The organism is Actinomadura sp. NPDC048394 (assembly GCF_040651755.1).
GTDB lineage: Bacteria > Actinomycetota > Actinomycetes > Streptosporangiales > Streptosporangiaceae > Spirillospora > Spirillospora montaniterrae.
In genome coordinates, this window is sequence record NZ_JBEZJL010000007.1 from 124,488 (window position 1) to 140,983 (window position 16,496).

The window sequence follows — 16,496 nt, forward strand, 5'->3', positions numbered from 1 at the left end:
GATAGTAAGGGATAGCGTAGCATTATGCGGAGCGATCGGCCCGAGGTGCCGAGGGAAGCGGTGGTGGAGATCCGCCGCGGGGTGATGCGGATGGCGCGCCGGATGCGCTCCTCGCGCTCCCCGGACGCGCTGAGCAGCAACAAGCTCGTCGTGCTCGGGCACCTGGCCCGCAACGGGCCCAGCTCGGCCGGCGAGGTGGCGGCGGCCGAGGGGCAGCGGCCGCAGTCGTTGACCAGGGTCTTCGCGGAACTCGAGGAGGCCGGCCTGATCGTCCGCACGCGCGACGAGCGGGACCGCAGGCAGGCCGTGCTGACCATCACCCGGGCCGGGGGCGAGGCGCTCAGGCGCGACCTCGACGAGCGCGACGCCTGGCTCGCCGGCGCGCTCGGCGGGCTCGGCGAGACCGAGCGCGAGGTGCTGAGGCTCGCCGCCCGACTGATGGAACGGCTGGCGGAATAGTTCGCTACTGCTTACTATTTTGGAAACGATGATCCCGGGTAAGGAGACGCGCATGCGCTGGCCCGATCACGCCATCTGGTGGCACGTCTACCCCCTCGGCTTCACCGGCGCCGAACGCGCCGCCCTCCCGCCCGGCGCCGGCGCCCCGCCCGCGCACCGCCTGGACCGGATCGCCGGATGGCTCGACCACCTGGTCGCGCTCGGCTGCAACGGCCTCGCCCTCGGGCCGGTGTTCGCGTCCGAGACGCACGGCTACGACACCGTCGACCACTTCCGCGTCGACCCGCGCCTCGGCGACGAGTCCGACCTGCTGCGGCTCGTCGAGGCGGCGTCGGGACGGGGCGTCCGGGTCCTGCTCGACGGGGTCTTCAACCACGTCGGGCGGGGCTTCCCGCGCTTCGCCGACGTCGAGGCGCAGGGCGGCGCGTCGCCGTACGCGGGATGGTTCGTCCCCGACGGCGACGGCGGCTTCCGCACGTTCGAAGGCCACCACAAGCTCGTCGCCCTCAACCATGACGAGCCGGCCGTCGCCGACTACACGGTCGAGGTCATGAGCCACTGGCTGGAGCGCGGCGTCGACGGTTGGCGGCTGGACGCCGCCTACGCCGTCCCCGCGGAGTTCTGGCGGACGGTGACCGACCGCGTCCGCGCGCGCTTCCCCGACGCATGGCTCCTGGGGGAGGTCATCCACGGCGACTATGCGGGGTTCGTCGAACGCAGCGGACTCGACTCCGTCACCCAGTACGAACTATGGAAGGCCATCTGGAGCTCGCTGAACGACCGCAACTTCTTCGAACTGGCCCATGCGCTCACCCGCCACGACGGGATGCTCCAGACGTTCGTGCCGCAGACCTTCCTCGGCAACCACGACGTGACGCGCATCGCCAGCCGCCTCGACGATGAGCGCCACCTCGCCCATGCGCTCGTCATCCTCCTGACCACCGCCGGCGTCCCGTCCATCTACGCCGGCGACGAGTTCGCCTTCCACGGCATCAAGGAGGAGCGCGAAGGCGGCGACGACGCCATACGTCCCGCCTTCCCTGAACGCCCCGACGAGACGCCCGGACACGGTGCTCCCTACCACCGCCTCCACCAAGACCTCATCGGCGTGAGGCGCCGCCACCCATGGCTCGTCCGCGCGCACACGCAGGTCGCCACCTTGACCAACACGGCGCTCTCCTACACAGTGGGGCAGGGCGAACAGCGCCTGGGCGTCGTCCTCAACGTGGCCGACGAGCCCGCCAAGGCCGACCTCCCCGCCGCCGGATGGACCTGCATCGCCGGGGACGCCGCCTTCCACGGCGAAGGCGCCCTGATACCGCCCCAAGGCTGGGCCATCGCGCACCCATGACAGATGTCATGGCCGACCCCTGCGAACCTCACGGCCCGCACCTGACGTTCATGACTGCACGCGGAGATCGCCCCTCGGCAGCATGGGACCCATGAAGGCACACGTGATCGAGGTACGCGACCTGCAGCTGAACGAGGCCGTGCGAGACGTCTCGTTCACCGTGGCGAAGGGCGAGGTGTACGCGCTGCTCGGCCGGTACGGCTCGGGCAAGACCACCCTGCTGGAGATGCTCGCCGGCCTGCGCCGCCCCACCGGCGGGACGGTCCGCGTCCGCGGCGCCGACCCCTACACCGACCGCGACGCCGCCCGGTCCGGGACCGTCTGGCGCGACGGCGGCCTGTTCCCCGGCCTCACCGTCGCCGAGATCATCGACACCTGGCGGCGCTGGACCCTCGACCCGATCACCCGCGACGAGGCGCTCCGCCTCGCCCGCCTCACCGGCCACGCCGACGTCCCGTTCGAGCGACTCGACCCCGGCCGCCGCCGCCTGCTCGACCTCGCGCTCGCCCTCATCGGCCGCTCCGACGTGCTGTTCCTCGACGAGCCCACCGCCGGGCTCGACGAGGACGCCGCCCGCGAGGTCTGGTCCGTCCTGCTCCTGCTGGCCGCGCACGGCAGCACCGTCGTGATCACCACCCGGGACACCGGCGAGGCCTGCCGCGCCGACCGGGTCGGCGTCCTCGACGAGGGCCGCCTCGTCACCGGACGCGCCTCCGCCCGGCTCGGCACCGCCGCCCGGCGCGCCCCCCACGCCCCTCACGCCCCGTTCGCCGCCTGACCGGCGCCGCACGCGTGGACGACGGCGGCCCCACCCCGCTCCTGCACGCCCTGGGCGGGATCGTCCCGGCGCACCTGCGGCGGCGGCGCCCGCATCCCTTGACGCCCGCATACTCTGGGCGCGTGCAGCCGAGGATCCCGCGCCCCACCGTCATCGCCGCGATCATCGTGGGGATGACGGCGGTCACCCTGGCCGGATTCCTCCTGCCCGCGCTCTGGTACGAGGCCTTCGACCGCCACGACCCGGCCCGCGTCGCGTTCTCCGCGGCCGGCGTCGCCACCGCGTTCGCGCTCTACGCCCGGATGCTGTGGCTCAACATGATGCGCCGCACCGCCCCCGGCCACCGCTTCGGGCTCGCCGCGATCGCCGCGATCTGCTGGACGCTGCCGCTCCTCGGCGTCGGCCACGGCTGGGGCAACGCCCTCCTCGTCCCCGCCGGGCTGATCGCCGTCGTCCTGCCGCTCCGCCAGGCGATCCCGGTGGCCGCCGCCGCGGCCGTCCTCACCCCCGTCTACGGCGTCCTCCTCGGCCTGCCCGCCTTGAGCGTCCTCTACGAGATGGTCGGCGTGCCGCTCGCCGCCTTCTCCGGATACGTCCAGGTATGGCTGTTCCACGTCGTCCAGGAACTGCGGGAGGCGCGCGCCGAGGTGGCCCGTTCCGCGGTCGGAGAGGAACGCCTCCGCTTCGCCCGCGACCTGCACGACGTCCTCGGCCACAGCCTCCAGGCCGTCGCGCTCCGCGCCGAGGTCGCCGAACGCTACCTCGACCGCGACCCCGGCCGCGTCCGCAAGGAGCTCACCGAGATCCAGACGATGGCGCGCGACTCCGTCCGCGACGTCCGCGAGGTCGTCCGCGGCTACCGCGCCACGTCCCTGCGCACCGAACTGGACGGCATGTCCGCCGTCCTGCGCGCCGCCGGCATCCGCTGCGACCGGCCCGAAGTGTCCCCCGAACTCCCCGCCCACGTGCACGAACCCCTCGGCTGGGTCGCCCGGGAGGCCGCCACCAACGTGCTCCGGCACTCCAGCGCCACCTGGTGCGAGATCACCGTCCGCACCGGCGGCGACCACGTCCACGTGGAGATCGTCAACGACGGCGCGCCGCGCCGCGCCGCCGGCGACTCCGGCAGCGGCCTCACCGGCCTCGCCGAGCGGATCGCCGCCGCCGGCGGCCGCTTCAGCGCCGGCCCGTCCGGCGACGGCACCTTCCGGGTGACCGCCGCGGTCCCGGCGAGCCCCGCCGTGCCTGCGGCCCCCGCGGCGAGGGGAGAGGCATGATCCGCGTCCTGCTGGCCGACGACCACCTGCTGATCAGGGAGGCCCTCGTTCTGCTGCTGGAGACCGAGGACGGCATCGAGGTCGCCGCCGACGTCGGCCGCGGCGACGAGGCCGTCGACCGCGCCCTCGTCCTCAAGCCCGACGTCGCCGTCCTCGACATCGACATGCCCGGCCTCGACGGCCTCGCCGCCGCCGAGCGCCTCTCCCGCGACCTCCCCGGCTGCCGGCTGGTGATCGTCACCGCGCACGGCCGGCCCGGCAACCTGCGCCGCGCGATGGCCGCCGGCGTCCGCGGCTTCCTCGGCAAGGACGCCCCCGGCGCCCAGCTCGCCCAGGTCATCCGCCAGGTCGCCGCCGGCGCCCGCTACATCGACCCGCAGCTCGCCGCCGACGCCCTCGCCGCCGAGGAATGCCCCCTCACGCCCCGCGAGCTCGACACCCTGCGCGCCTCCGCCGACGGCGCCCCCGTCTCCCGCATCGCCCGCACGCTCGGCCTGTCCGAGGGGACCGTCCGCAACTACCTGTCCGCCGCCGTCACCAAGCTCGGCGTCCACAACCGCCACGCCGCCGTCAGCACCGCCCGCGACCTCGGCTGGCTGTAGCCGCCGTTCCCTCGGCGCCCGCTTGGGACGCGGGTCAGCGGCGGGCCAGGAGGAGGGAGCCGCGCTTGGTCACCGGGAGCGGGGTCGGGAGCCGCGTCGCCGCCTCCGCGGCCTGCGGACGGGGGACGTGGCGGGCGATCAGGTAGTCCCGGATCGCGGCCCGGTCGGGGAGCGTGATCAGCGGGGCGTCCCACCGCTCCACCTCCACCTCGCCGAACACCTCGCAGACCCGCGCCGGCGCGTCCTCCGCGTCGAACGAGGACGGCTCGGGCCGCCAGACCGGCGCCAGCTCCGGGCTGTCGGTCCGGCAGATCGCCGAGACCAGCAGCGTCCCGCCCGGCGCGAGCACCCGCCGCGCCTCGCGCAGCGCGAGGCGCGGCTCGTCCAGGTGGTACAGCATGTTGACCGCGACGGCCGCGTCGAAGGCGCCGTCCCGGAACGGCAGGCGCAGCGCGTTCGCCCGCACCCGCGGCCCGGGGTGGGCGCCCAGCAGCGTCGCGGACGCGTCCAGCCCCACCAGCTTGAACGGCGGCGGGTCCGGGAGGGCGCGGCTGAGCGCGCCCTCCCCGCAGCCGATGTCCAGCACCCGGGACGCCCCGGCCGCGAGCAGCTTCGCGGCGATGTGGTCGTGCAGGCTCCGCGCCCCGATCAGGTACCGCCGGGTGACCTGCGCGGCGAGGCGGAACCGCTCCGGGTCGGCGTCGTAGTCGGGCGACAGGGCCATACACGTGAGTCTGCCCAGCGGGACGTGGGGGGATGCGTCGTCAGGCGGTGGTGCCGCCGTCCACGACCATGTCGTGACCGACCAGATAGGCCGACTCGTCGGACGCCAGCCACAGGACGGCGTCGGCGACCTCGGACGGGTCGCTCGGGCGCCCCGCGGGGATCGAGGCCTTCAACCGCGCGTCGCGCTCCGCCCTCGTCTCACCGGGCCGCAGCGACATCGGGGTGTCGCTGGCGCCCGGGCTGACCGCGTTGACGCGCACCCCGTCGGCGATGTGGTCGATCGCCGCGGTGCGGGTCAGGATGCTGACCCCCGCCTTGGACGCCGCGTACGCGCCCAGCCCGGGCCTGCGCCCGTGCACGCCGATGTTGGACGCGATGTTGACGATCGTGCCGCCGCCGTGCGTCCGCATGTGCGCGATCTCGTGCTTCATCGACAGGAACACACCCGTCAGGTTCACGTCGAGGACCGTGCGCCACGCGTCGTCATCGATGTCAGCGACCGGCCCGACCGCGCCGAACGTTCCGGCATTGTTGACCGCGACGTGCAGCCCGCCATGGCGGCCCACGACGGCGGCGACCATCGCGGCGGCGTCCCCGGGGACGGTCAGGTCGGCGACTACATGATCCGCACGCCCGCCTTTGGCCCGGATCTCCTCGACGGCCTCCACAAGGGCCTTCTCGTCCCGCCCGGCCAGCACCACGACGGCGCCCTCCTCGGCGAAGGCGCGTCCGGTGACCCGCCCGATCGCCCCCGCCCCACCAGTGACGAGCACGACCCGATCAACGAAGCGTTCCTTCATGACCTCTCCCATTTTCCAGAATGATCGATCTCGAATAAGCAAGGAATTCAACACCCCGCCCGTCCCAAGCCCAGAAAGCCGCCCCTCCGGCCGCCCAGTACCGGCGTTGATCAGCGTCGGCGTTGATCAGCGCCGGGGTTGTTCAACGGCGCTCGTTCAATGCGGGTTGTTCAGTACTGCAAGGCGATAGCCCGAGTGCGCACGCCCCTGGAAGCGTCGGTGCGAGCGCGTGGCCGGATGGCCGCTGCCTGCACAGGCGGTGCCCGCGCAGGGGACTGTCGGCACGGGCGGTGATCAAGGGAAGAGGGCTTGGGCTTGGCGGGCGGCGTCGCGGATGCGGGACTCCTCCGCTGGAGCACGGCCCAGGACGCGCATGCCCTGGAAGATCACCAGCAGCAGCCGGGCGAGCGCGCGCGGGTCGGCGTCGGCGGGCAGTTCGCCCTGCGCGCGGGCGCGGGTCAGCGCCGACGTCAGGGATGCCTCGAGGAAGTTCCAACTGGCCTCGACCAGCCGCGCCGCCTCGGCGTCACGGCCGGCCAGTTCGACCGCAGTGTTCACCACCAGGCAGCCGAGGCGCGGCCGCTCCCGGCCGGCCTCGTCGGCGTAGCGGTCGATCAGCGCCCGGACGGCCGGCAGGACCGGGCCGGGCTGCGACAGCGCTTCCGCGATCTTCGGGTCGGTCGTCTCGAGGTAGCGCTCGAGCGCCCGCAGGAACAGCTCGTGCTTGCCGCCGAACGTCGCGTAGACGCTCGCGCGGGCGATGCCGAGACGCTCGACGAGGTCGGCCATGGAGGTCGCCTCGTATCCGCGCTCCCAGAACAGTTCCAGCGCATGCTGCAACGCCGCGTCCGGATCGAACTCCTTGGTCCGTGCCATGGCTCGACCGTACGGCTATCGAGAACGATCGGTCAAATATCAGGCGTCCGAACGCGCCGGGACGGAAGGACGGTCGAGGTCCAGCGTGTCCAGCACCGAGCCGTCAGCCGCCAGCGCTTCGAGAACGGGGCCGCGCCGGGCGCCCCAGACCACGACGATGTGCCCGTGGGCGGGCACGTTCAGGAGCCGCTTGCCCACCCGGACCCGGGTCACCTCGGCCGAGGCGCGCAGCCGGGCCTCGTTCACCCACTTCGCGCCCCACGGCAGCAGCCGGTTGGCGTTCCGGACCGTCCGTCCCGTGCCGTACTTGTACAGGTAGCGGCCCATCTCGCCGGACGAGCGGCGCACCAGCGGCTCGTAGGGCGCCGAGCCGCCGCCTCCGCCCAGCCCCATCCATTCGCCGTCCCGCCGGTGGAACGTTCGACCCTCGATGAACGGGTCGACGCCGGCCCCGCTCCACTGGTGGAGGAACGTTACAACGGCGACGTCGCCGTCCATGTCGAGGCCGAGCGGAAGGAAGTCCCGTTCCTCGTCGAAGGTGTCGGGGGCGGGATCGGGCATGCCGTCCCGAAGGAGCCGCAGGCACTCCTCATGCACCTCGTGGTCGTTCATGTTCGGGGGACCTCTGATCGTGCAGGCAGGGCGAGGGGCCCTCCCGCGAGAGGGCCCCGACGTTCGACTCACTCTAGAGGTCCGGCTCGTCTGGTTTCACCCATCTGGCCTACTCCCGTCGATGCTTTGCCATCTGCCCTTCATCGCCCCGTCGCCTGCACCTCTCGCCCTCCCGCCGGCCCCGCATCCGCCGAGGTCCGAGCGCCCCGCCCCGTTCGCCCCGCCGCTCCCGCACGCTCCGCACACCTTCGAACACCGCCCCTCCCATTCCACGGCCCAGCCGCCCTCCACCCGCGCGCTCCCCGTGCCCCCATGGGCCTCCGCAGGCCTCCTCCGACCTACTCCTCGCGCACCACCACCGGCCTTCCCAGCCGCCCCCCACAGGCCACGCCCCCACGTGCTTCCCAACCGAGCTCCACCGTGCCCTCCGCCAGCGCTCCGCCAGCGCTCCTGACCGCGCCCCAACACGCTTCCGAGTCGCGCTCCAACATGCCTTCCGGGTGCTCCGACGCCTTCCCGGCCGCGCCCCGACGTGCTGCCCTACCGCCCTCCCCCGTGCTCACTGGCCGCAATCCGCAGCGCTGCACGACCGCTTTCCGCCTGGCTGTGCGGCCGCGCTCTGCAGCGCTTTCCGGCCGCACTCGGCAGTGCTGTCGCGGCGGTGCTCCCTCAGGCTTCTGGCCACGTTCCGTGGTGCCGTCCGACCGCGTCCTACCCAGCCCTCCGGCCGCGCTCTGCGAGCCTTCCCGCCGTGCCGCGCCATGCTGTCCAGCCGCGTTCCGTCGTGCTGTGCGGCTGCGCTCTGTCGTGATTCGAGCGCGTTCCTGGTGCGCTCCGGTCCGCGTTCGGCCGTGCTGTCGGGTTGTGCTCTGCGGGGCCTTCCGGGCGTGCCCCGTCGTGCTTTTGAGCGTTCCCTGTGCTGGCCGACCGCGTTCTGCCCTGCTGTCCGGCCGTGCTGTGCAGGGCCTTTCGGCCCTTCTCTGTCGTACTTCGCGCGCGTGCCGTGGTGCCAATTGCTCTTGTGCGAGTCAGGCGTTCGTCACCGCGGGGGTGATCTCGTCGGTCTCGGTGGGCTTGGCGGGCGCTGGCTGGGCGTCGTCGATTCCGGTCGGCTGGACGGATGCCGGGGCGGGGCGGAGGGCCCGGACGGCGAGGACCGTGCAGACGCATGCGAGCGGCAGCTCCAGCCCGGCGGCCATCGCCACGGCCAGGACGCGCTCCGCACCGGGGGCGGAGGTCAGGACGTCGAACCAGGCGTCCATGGTCAAGAGGGCGCCGGTGGCGGCGGCGGTCAGGCCGTGCCGCGGGTCGCGCCGCCTGAGCAGGACCCCGGTGCCGAGGAGCCCCGCGGCGATCAACGCGTCCAGCCCGACCCAGGCCATCGACCAGTTCGACACCTGGGTGCTGGACGGCAGCGCTCGGGCCAGGACGAACATCCACGGCACCATTACGACGCCGCCGGCGGCGAAGCCCAGGCCGATCCAGCGCTCCCACTGGCGCAACGTCCCCAGGCAGGACGTCCAGGGGCGGAACGCCGTGTCCCGGGGCGCCGCGGCAGGGGGCGCTGTGGGGCGGGAGCCGGCTCGCCGGAGCCGGGGTAGCGGCCGGGGGCGGCGGGCGGGGACGGGGAAGGGGACGGTGTTCGCGACCATGACTGGACTCCCTGGTGATCTCGCACCACTGACCGGGTGCCAGCTCAAGCCTGGCCGCGGACCGGCTCACGATCAGTAGCGCGCATATCCGACCAGGGGTGGCACCAGGTTCACCTCCGTACCGGATATTCGCTTCATGGCGACGCCCCAACTGGGGCAATACGGTTGCGTCCATGGCATCCATCTCTCCGGCCCGGCGTGCCCTCGCGCATGCTCCGTGGTCGTCGGCGGCGTGGCGCGACACCACGTTCGTCGCCTCGGGGGTGCCGCTGCAGTTCGCCGGCTGGGCCCTCCTGGGCTCGGTCTGGTCCTTCTGGGCGCCGGTGAACGCGACGCCGATCTTTCTCGTGCTGGCGGCGACGTGCGCCTTGACGCTGCTGGCGCTGCGCCCGCTGACGCGCTGGCAGCGCGAACGCTGCTGGGCGATGCTGGGGTTGCACATTCCGTCCATACCGGGCTTCGATGAAGGTCGCGCGTGGGAGGTGCTGCGCGGGCTCCGCAAGCCTGAGGTGTGGCGGGTGCTCCGGTACCACCTGATCGTCGGGCCGCTCCTGGCATTCGGTGGACTGGCCACCATCGCCGCCTGGGCCGGAGGGGCGATCCTCGCGTGCACCGGCGCGTACACCTGGGCGCTGCCCGATACGAGCCCGCTGAGCTCGGTGGACAAGGCGCACGCGGTCCGTGTCGGGATCCTGTCGGTCGTCGGTGTCCTGCTGCTGGTGGCGGCACCGTGGGTCGCCGCGGGCGTCCGGCGCCTGGACGCCCGCGCGGCGGTCGCGCTGCTCGGGCCGGACCGCGCCGCCGAACTGGAGCGGCGGGTCGAGGACCTGGCAGAGAAGCGTGCCAGCGTTGTGGACGCCGCCGACCTCGAACGCCGCCGCATCGAGCGCGACCTGCACGACGGCGCGCAGCAGCGGCTCGTCTCGCTCGCGCTGAACCTCGGGCTGGCCCGCGAGACCCTCACCGGCGTGCCCGACGACGCCATGCGGGTGATCGTCGAGGCGCACGAGGAGGCCAAGGAGGCGCTGACCGAGCTGCGCAACCTGATCCGCGGACTGCACCCGGCGGTGCTGGAGGACCGGGGCCTGGACGCGGCGCTGTCCGGCATCGCGGCCCGGGTGCCGCTGGAGGTCCGGTTGCGCGTCGAGGTGGAGCCGCGCGCCTCGTCCACCGTCGAAGCGGTCGCGTACTTCGTTGTCTCCGAGGCGCTCACCAACGTCGTCAAGCACGCCAGGGCGACCGCGGTGGACGTCGCGGCGATCCGCGAGGGCGCGCGGCTGCGCCTGACCGTCGCCGACGACGGCGTCGGCGGCGCGGACCCGTCCCGGGGGACGGGCCTGACCGGGCTCGCGCGGCGGGTCCGGTCGGTGGACGGTACCTTCCGGATCATCAGCCCCGCCGGGGGGCCGACGACCGTCACCGTGGAGTTGCCGTGCGCATTGTGATCGCCGAGGACTCGGTCCTGCTGCGGGCCGGGCTGATCAAGCTGCTGGAGACCTCGGGGTTCGAGGTGGCGGCGGCGGTCGGCGAGGCGGAGGGCCTGCTGGCGGCCGTCCGCGAGCACCGCCCGGACGCCGCGATCGTCGACGTGCGGATGCCGCCGGGCTTCACCGACGAGGGCGTGCGCGCCGCGCTGGTGATGCGGCGGGAGGCGCCCGAGGTCGCCGTGCTCCTGCTGTCGCAGTACGTCGAGGAGCGGTACGCGGCGGACCTGCTGTCGACCAGCACCAGCGGCATCGGGTACCTGCTGAAGGACCGGGTCGCGGACGTATCGGTCTTCCTGGACGCGCTGCGCCGGGTGGCCGCGGGCGGCACCGCGCTGGACCCGGAGGTCGTCTCGCAGCTGCTCCTGCGCCGTCATCGCGACCCCCTCGACCGGCTGACCCCTCGTGAGAAGGAGGTCCTGGCGCTGATGGCGGAGGGCCGCTCGAACGCCGGGATCGCCGGGGCTCTCGTGGTGAGCGAGAGCGCCGTCGCCAAGCACATCAACAACATCTTCGCCAAGCTCGACCTCCCGCACGCCGAGGGTGACCATCGCCGAGTGCTGGCCGTGCTCCGCTTCCTGGACGGCGAGACATGACCGCCCCGGGCAAGGGCGCCGGCGACCCCAAGGCCCCCGGAACGGGCGTCACCGGCCCGGGCGTCGCCGGGTTGGATGCCCCCGGGCAGGACGTCACCGGGTTGGGTGTTCCCGGGCAGGACGTCACCGGGCCAGGTGGCGCTGCGGCGCAGGTCGCCGTGGCGGGTGTGGTCGGGGAGGGGCGGGCGCGGCGTCGCGGTGTGTGGATCTTCCTCGCGGTCGCCACTGCCGTCGTCGTGGTCGTCCCCTTCTGCCTGGGGCTGGGCGGACGGGCGATGCGGCGGACCACGGAGGACGTCACCCCGTACCATCACGCGATCAAGGAGCTGCGGATCGAGGCCGGAAGCGCCGAGGTGTCGGTCGGGACGGGCCCGGCCGGCCAGGCGCGCGTCTTCAAGCGGCTGAAGTGGGTGTTGCGCAAGCCGGTCGTGACGGAGTCGCTCCATGGCGACGTGCTGTCCATCGTTTCGCGGTGCCCCGGCGAAGTCGAGCTCTACGGCGGCTGGGAATGCGGCGCCGACATCGACGTCCAGGTGCCGGCCGGGGTGCGCGTGTCGGCCGCGTCGGGCTCGGGGGAGATCACCGTCCGCGGCGTGAACGGCGACCTGGACCTGCGGACCGGGTCGGGGGAGATCTGGGTGGCCGGCTCGCACGGCGCGCTGCGGGCGCGGGTCGGCTCGGGGACGATCCGCGGCACGGGGCTGGCCTCGTCCGACACGGAGGCGGTGGTGGGCGCCGGGGAGCTCGACCTGCGCTACGCCGAGCCGCCGCGGACCGTGGACGTGTCGGCCGACTCCGGCTCGGTGAAGATCATCGTGCCCGCGGGCTCCCATTACCGGGTCCAGGGCTGGACCGGCTCGGGTGATACGCATCTCAACCGGGCGCTCGTCGACGACCGGTCGGACCGGTTGATCTCGGTTCGCAGCGGGTCGGGCTCGTCGTACCTCGACTACACCGACGACTGACGCGATCCCCCTGACAGTGCAGGGTGAGCGCCTCTCCGCCCGCCTGCCGGACGGCGGCCGGGCGCGCCGCGCGGGCCCGTCCCGCCGTGGTGTCCGGCATCGCGGAGGCGCGGCTGACCGGCGCGTTCGCGCCCGTCGCGCGATTTGCGTCATTTGTCGTTGGTTGGTTGACTGCTGACATGAGCCTCGTACGTCCGTGCCGTGAGCGCGGCCCGCTGAACCCGCGGGCCATGCGGCGTACGTGCTGCCGGCGAATGTGTGACCGCTGAGGGCCCCCGCCTGAGCCTCGCGCCCCGAAGCGAGCGAACTCCGAGACCCGAGTCGCGCATGAACATCCAACGCCATCTGCTGAGCCACGCCCCGTATCCCCCCGGTCGGACCTGACCGGCCGCCCGCCCGATCGAGCGCGAGGCCGCCTCCACCGGACCCGGCCGCCACGGCCGGACCCGTCGAGGACATCGTCGGCCGGCCGCCCGGGACGCGGAAGTGGAACCGCGTTCTGTGGATAACCGCCGGCGCCGCCCGGCCGCCGTCGCGCCTGATCGGGTGCGCCTCAGAGCAGCCCGTCCACCCCCGCACCGCCTCCGACCAGGGCGGCGCCCGTCCGCACGGATGATTCTCTGTGATTCAGATCGAAAAACTCAGGAAGGTGCACCGCTCCCGCGGGCGCGAGGTGACCGCCGTCGACGGCGTCGACCTCACCGTCCGCGAAGGCGAGGTCTTCGGCGTCCTCGGCCCGAGCGGCGCCGGCAAGAGCACGCTGCTGCGCTGCGTCAACCTGCTGGACCGACCGGACGAGGGCCGCATCGTGATCGGCGGGCGCGACATGCTCGCGCTGCGGGGCGCCGGGCTGCGCCGCGCCCGCCAGGGCATCGGCATGATCCACCAGCACTTCGGCCTGCTCGGCAGCCGCACGGTGGCCGGCAACGTCGCGTTCCCGCTGGAGGTCATGGGCGTCCCGCGGAGCGAGCGCGCCGCGCGGGTCGCCGAGCTGCTGGACCTGGTCGGGCTCACCGGCCACGCGAAGGCCTACCCGGCGCAGATCTCCGGCGGGCAGAAGCAGCGCGTCGGCATCGCGCGGGCGCTCGCCGGGCGTCCCAAGGTGCTGCTGTCCGACGAGGCGACCTCCGCGCTCGACCCGGAGACGACCGCGTCGATCCTCGAGCTGCTGCGGGACCTGAACCGCCGCCTCGGGCTGACCGTCCTGTTGATCACGCACGAGATGGACGTGGTCAAGCGGATCTGCGACTCGGCCGCGGTGATGCGCGACGGCCGGTTCACCGAGTCCGGCCCGGTGACCGAGCTGCTGGCGCGTCCCGGGTCCGAGCTGGCACGCGGGCTGTTCCCGCTGCCGGCCGCCGAGCCCCGCGACGGCACGACGCTCGTCGAGGTCACCTTCGTGGGCGGGGCGACCGACCAGCCGTTCGTGTCGGCGCTGGCCCGCAAGTACGCGCTGGACGTCAACATCCTCGGCGGCGCCGTCGAGACGGTCGGCGGCGAGCGGGTCGGGCGGCTCCAGCTCGAGCTGCCGGGCGACCCGTCGGTGAACGCCGCGCAGCTGGCGTTCCTGCGCGAGTCCGGCCTCGCCGTCGAGGTGCGGACGCGCACCTCCGCCCACGCCGCACCGACCACCCCCGCCGCCGCGCCCGCCGCACCGACCACCCCCGCCGCCGCGCCCGCCGCACTGACCACCGCCGCGCCCGCCGAGGAGGACGCCCGATGAGCTGGGACGAGGTCATGCCGCTGCTGTGGCCGGCCACCCGGGAGACCCTGTACATGACCGGCGTTGCGACGCTGTTCACGGCCGTGCTGGGGCTCGCGTTCGGCGTGCTGCTGGTGGTCACCGAACGCGGCGGCCTGCTGCCGGCCCCGCCGGTCAACAAGGTCCTCGGCGTGGTGGTGAACATCGGCCGGTCGCTGCCGTTCCTGATCCTGATGGTGGCGATCATCCCGTTCACCCGGATCGTGGTCGGCACCAGCATCGGCAACGCCGCCGCGATCGTCCCGCTGACCGTCGGCGCCATCCCGTTCTACGCCCGGCTCGTCGAGATCGCGCTGCGCGAGGTGGATCCCGGCGTGATCGCGGCGGCGGACGCGATGGGCGCGACCCGCCGCGAGATCGTCGGCAAGGTGCTGCTGCGCGAGGCCCGGCCCGGCCTGGTGTCCGGGCTGACCGTCACCGTGATCGCGCTGATCGGCTACACCGCGATGGCCGGCACGGTCGGCGGCGGCGGGCTCGGCAACCTCGCCGTCACCTACGGCTACGAGCGCTTCGAGACGAAGGTCATGGTCGCGACCGTGCTGCTGCTCGTCGTCCTCGTCCTGATCATCCAGGCCGTGGGGGACCTCGTCGCCCGCCGCCTGTCCCACAAGTGACACCGCTCTCACCGCACAGAAAGGCACTCTTCGTGCTTCGCAAGATCACCATCGCTCTCGCCTCCGTCGGCCTGATCGCGGGCCTGGCGGCCTGCGGCTCCTCGGAGGCGTCCGACGATCCGGACGCCCCGCTGAAGGTCGCGGTCAACCCCGTCCCGCACGGCGACATCCTGAAGTACGTCAAGGACAATCTGGCGGCCAAGGCCGGGCTGAAGCTGGACATCGTGACCTTCGACGACTACCAGCAGCCGAACACCGCGCTGAAGGAGAAGCAGGTCACCGCCAACTACTTCCAACACGTGCCCTTCATGGAGGAGTACGAGAAGAAGTCGGGCGCCAAGCTGACGTTCGTCGCGCCGGTGCACCTGGAGCCGCTGGGCGTGTACTCCAGCAAGGTGAAGAGCCTGCAGGCGATCCCGCAGAACGCGACCGTGGCGGTGCCCAACGACCCGGCGAACGAGGGACGGTCGCTGAAGCTGCTCGCCGACAACGGCCTGCTGACGCTGAAGCCGGGCGCGCCCACGAGCGCCACCGAGAAGGACATCGCGTCCAACCCGAAGCACCTGAAGTTCAAGCCGCTGAAGGCGGCGCAGCTGCCGCGCTCGCTCGACGACGTCGACGCGGCGGTCATCAACGGCAACTACGCGCTCGAGGCGAACCTGTCGCCGGCCAAGGACGCGCTCGTCGCGGAGAAGGCGGAGGGCAACCCGTACGCCAACGGCATCGTCACGCTGCCGGAGAACGCGAACGACCCGCGCGTGAAGAAGCTCGTTCAGCTCCTGCGTGGCCCCGAGGTGCGCAAGTACGTGCAGGACAAGTACAAGGGCTCGGTGCTGATGGCGTCCTAGCGGCTCCGGAGCGCCCGGGACGCGGCGGTGCGCCCAAAGTGCCACGGTTTGTCCTTCGGTCCTGATAGGACATGGTCCCGACGAACTTCCGAAAGGGACCCATGGGCGTTTATCAGCATCTAGAGGAGTACGCCGGCCTGCCGGTCGCCACCTTCGACTGCGAGACGGGGGTGGCGGACGAGGACGACGACGGTGCGGCCGGCGGGGAGGAGACCGGCGAGGATCTCCCGCCCGCCGGCGAGGCCGCCTGGTACGTCGGGACGATGTTCGACGAGGAGCCGTTCTCCGACACGTTCGCGCGGTTCCTGGAGACCGTCGACACCGCCGAGGTGACGGCGCTGATCATCGGCTACTGGGGCGCGTCCTACGACGAGAGCAAGTCCGACCCGGTAGCGCTGCTGACCGAGAACGCCGCGGCCTTCCCGAAGCTGAGGGCGCTGTTCCTCGGCGACATCACCGGGGAGGAGTCGGAGATCTCCTGGATCGAGCACGGGGACGTCTCGCCGCTGTTCACCGCGTTCCCGGAGCTGGAGCGCTTCGAGATCCGCGGCGCGCAGGGCCTCGTGCTGTCCCCGATCAAGAGCGCGCACCTGCGCGTGCTGCGGTTCGAGTCGGGCGGCCTCCCGGGGCACGTGGTCCGGGCCGTGGGGGCGAGCGAGCTGCCGAACCTGGAGCACCTCGACCTGTGGCTGGGGGAGGACAACTACGGCGGCGACGCCACCGTCGCGGACCTGGCGCCGCTGCTGTCCGGCGAGCGGCTGCCCGCGCTGCGCCACCTCGGCCTGGAGGACAGCCAGATCCAGGACGAGATCGCGGCGGCCGTCGCGGGCGCGCCCGTCGTGGCGCGGCTGGAGTCCCTGAGCCTGGCGATGGGCATCCTCACCGACCAGGGCGCGGAGGCGCTGCTGTCGGGGCAGCCCCTCACCCACCTGCGCAAGCTGGATCTGCACCACCATTTCCTGTCCGACGCCATGGTGGAACGGATGAAGGCCGCGTTCCCCGGGGTCGAGGTCGACCTGAGCGACCAGGAGAAGCCGGACGGGGACTGGCACTACATCGCGGTGTCGGAGTGAGCGTTCGCAACGCGGTGGGCC

The 16,496-nt window shown here is 72.9% G+C and carries 17 protein-coding genes; 12 read left to right on the top strand and 5 right to left on the bottom strand.

The annotated features are described in order from the left end of the window. Positions 1-24: 24 nt before the first annotated feature. The 5 genes from AB0C78_RS06595 (at position 25) to AB0C78_RS06615 (ending at position 4,467) form a co-directional block, all read left to right on the top strand. Entirely contained in the window at positions 25-459 is a 435-nt protein-coding gene (locus AB0C78_RS06595) for a MarR family transcriptional regulator (protein ID WP_360742662.1), read from the top strand. A gap of 52 nt (positions 460-511) precedes the next feature. Next, a complete protein-coding gene (locus AB0C78_RS06600) occupies positions 512-1,810 on the top strand; it encodes an alpha-amylase family protein (RefSeq protein WP_360742665.1) in 1,299 nt (432 codons plus the stop codon). A gap of 91 nt (positions 1,811-1,901) precedes the next feature. Continuing rightward, entirely contained in the window at positions 1,902-2,588 is a 687-nt protein-coding gene (locus AB0C78_RS06605) for an ATP-binding cassette domain-containing protein (protein ID WP_360742668.1), read from the top strand. A 122-nt stretch (positions 2,589-2,710) separates the two neighbouring features. Beyond that, the gene (locus tag AB0C78_RS06610; protein ID WP_360742671.1) at positions 2,711-3,865 is read left to right on the top strand and encodes a histidine kinase; all 1,155 of its coding nucleotides are present in this window, start codon (positions 2,711-2,713) and stop codon (positions 3,863-3,865) included. After that, a complete protein-coding gene (locus AB0C78_RS06615; protein ID WP_360742674.1) occupies positions 3,862-4,467 on the top strand; it encodes a response regulator transcription factor in 606 nt (201 codons plus the stop codon). Before AB0C78_RS06610 ends, AB0C78_RS06615 begins: the two co-directional genes overlap by 4 nt. Positions 4,468-4,501: 34 nt before the next feature. On the opposite strand, the gene AB0C78_RS06620 is transcribed toward AB0C78_RS06615, so the two are convergent. The 5 genes from AB0C78_RS06620 to AB0C78_RS06640 all read right to left on the bottom strand — a co-directional run bounded on the left by AB0C78_RS06620 (position 4,502) and on the right by AB0C78_RS06640 (position 9,133). After that, on the bottom strand, positions 4,502-5,191 hold the full coding sequence (locus tag AB0C78_RS06620) for a class I SAM-dependent methyltransferase (RefSeq protein ID WP_151540362.1): 690 nt from the start codon (positions 5,189-5,191) through the stop codon (positions 4,502-4,504). Between the two features lie 40 nt (positions 5,192-5,231). After that, complete coding sequence (locus AB0C78_RS06625; protein WP_360742677.1) at positions 5,232-5,993, bottom strand: glucose 1-dehydrogenase; 762 nt, start codon at positions 5,991-5,993, stop codon at positions 5,232-5,234. A 294-nt stretch (positions 5,994-6,287) separates the two neighbouring features. Beyond that, a complete protein-coding gene (locus AB0C78_RS06630) occupies positions 6,288-6,869 on the bottom strand; it encodes a TetR family transcriptional regulator (protein WP_360742680.1) in 582 nt (193 codons plus the stop codon). 39 nt (positions 6,870-6,908) lie between these two features. Then, the gene (locus AB0C78_RS06635; RefSeq protein ID WP_360742683.1) at positions 6,909-7,481 is read right to left on the bottom strand and encodes a hypothetical protein; all 573 of its coding nucleotides are present in this window, start codon (positions 7,479-7,481) and stop codon (positions 6,909-6,911) included. 1,028 nt (positions 7,482-8,509) lie between these two features. Continuing rightward, on the bottom strand, positions 8,510-9,133 hold the full coding sequence (locus AB0C78_RS06640; protein ID WP_360742686.1) for a hypothetical protein: 624 nt from the start codon (positions 9,131-9,133) through the stop codon (positions 8,510-8,512). A 173-nt stretch (positions 9,134-9,306) separates the two neighbouring features. Here AB0C78_RS06640 and AB0C78_RS06645 point away from each other — a divergent pair, with 173 nt between their 5' ends. The 7 genes from AB0C78_RS06645 to AB0C78_RS06675 all read left to right on the top strand — a co-directional run bounded on the left by AB0C78_RS06645 (position 9,307) and on the right by AB0C78_RS06675 (position 16,475). Next, positions 9,307-10,578, top strand: a complete 1,272-nt coding sequence (locus AB0C78_RS06645; RefSeq protein WP_360742689.1) for a histidine kinase — start codon at positions 9,307-9,309, stop codon at positions 10,576-10,578. Further along, positions 10,566-11,213, top strand: a complete 648-nt coding sequence (locus tag AB0C78_RS06650) for a response regulator transcription factor (RefSeq protein WP_151540357.1) — start codon at positions 10,566-10,568, stop codon at positions 11,211-11,213. Before AB0C78_RS06645 ends, AB0C78_RS06650 begins: the two co-directional genes overlap by 13 nt. Next, a complete protein-coding gene (locus tag AB0C78_RS06655) occupies positions 11,210-12,178 on the top strand; it encodes a DUF4097 family beta strand repeat-containing protein (RefSeq protein ID WP_360742692.1) in 969 nt (322 codons plus the stop codon). Before AB0C78_RS06650 ends, AB0C78_RS06655 begins: the two co-directional genes overlap by 4 nt. 622 nt (positions 12,179-12,800) lie before the next feature. Then, positions 12,801-13,901: an ATP-binding cassette domain-containing protein gene (locus tag AB0C78_RS06660; protein WP_360742695.1), complete on the top strand. Its 1,101-nt coding sequence runs from the start codon at positions 12,801-12,803 to the stop codon at positions 13,899-13,901. Beyond that, the gene (locus AB0C78_RS06665; RefSeq protein WP_151540354.1) at positions 13,898-14,554 is read left to right on the top strand and encodes a methionine ABC transporter permease; all 657 of its coding nucleotides are present in this window, start codon (positions 13,898-13,900) and stop codon (positions 14,552-14,554) included. The genes AB0C78_RS06660 and AB0C78_RS06665 overlap by 4 nt, the downstream gene beginning before the upstream one ends. A 32-nt stretch (positions 14,555-14,586) precedes the next feature. Then, entirely contained in the window at positions 14,587-15,402 is an 816-nt protein-coding gene (locus tag AB0C78_RS06670) for a MetQ/NlpA family ABC transporter substrate-binding protein (protein ID WP_360742699.1), read from the top strand. A 101-nt stretch (positions 15,403-15,503) separates the two neighbouring features. Next, complete coding sequence (locus AB0C78_RS06675) at positions 15,504-16,475, top strand: STM4015 family protein (RefSeq protein ID WP_360742701.1); 972 nt, start codon at positions 15,504-15,506, stop codon at positions 16,473-16,475. Positions 16,476-16,496: the final 21 nt, after the last annotated feature.

Bases quoted from the DNA above. Each gene is read 5' to 3' on its own strand.
- AB0C78_RS06635 (WP_360742683.1), bottom strand. From the start codon at position 7,481: ATGAACGACCACGAGGTGCATGAGGAGTGCCTGCGGCTCCTTCGGGAC.
- AB0C78_RS06615 (WP_360742674.1), top strand. From the start codon at position 3,862: ATGATCCGCGTCCTGCTGGCCGACGACCACCTGCTGATCAGGGAGGCC.
- AB0C78_RS06600 (WP_360742665.1), top strand. From the start codon at position 512: ATGCGCTGGCCCGATCACGCCATCTGGTGGCACGTCTACCCCCTCGGC.
- AB0C78_RS06665 (WP_151540354.1), top strand. From the start codon at position 13,898: ATGAGCTGGGACGAGGTCATGCCGCTGCTGTGGCCGGCCACCCGGGAG.
- AB0C78_RS06620 (WP_151540362.1), bottom strand. From the start codon at position 5,191: ATGGCCCTGTCGCCCGACTACGACGCCGACCCGGAGCGGTTCCGCCTC.
- AB0C78_RS06640 (WP_360742686.1), bottom strand. From the start codon at position 9,133: ATGGTCGCGAACACCGTCCCCTTCCCCGTCCCCGCCCGCCGCCCCCGG.
- AB0C78_RS06595 (WP_360742662.1), top strand. From the start codon at position 25: ATGCGGAGCGATCGGCCCGAGGTGCCGAGGGAAGCGGTGGTGGAGATC.
- AB0C78_RS06605 (WP_360742668.1), top strand. From the start codon at position 1,902: ATGAAGGCACACGTGATCGAGGTACGCGACCTGCAGCTGAACGAGGCC.
- AB0C78_RS06645 (WP_360742689.1), top strand. From the start codon at position 9,307: ATGGCATCCATCTCTCCGGCCCGGCGTGCCCTCGCGCATGCTCCGTGG.
- AB0C78_RS06655 (WP_360742692.1), top strand. From the start codon at position 11,210: ATGACCGCCCCGGGCAAGGGCGCCGGCGACCCCAAGGCCCCCGGAACG.
- AB0C78_RS06625 (WP_360742677.1), bottom strand. From the start codon at position 5,993: ATGAAGGAACGCTTCGTTGATCGGGTCGTGCTCGTCACTGGTGGGGCG.
- AB0C78_RS06675 (WP_360742701.1), top strand. From the start codon at position 15,504: ATGGGCGTTTATCAGCATCTAGAGGAGTACGCCGGCCTGCCGGTCGCC.
- AB0C78_RS06630 (WP_360742680.1), bottom strand. From the start codon at position 6,869: ATGGCACGGACCAAGGAGTTCGATCCGGACGCGGCGTTGCAGCATGCG.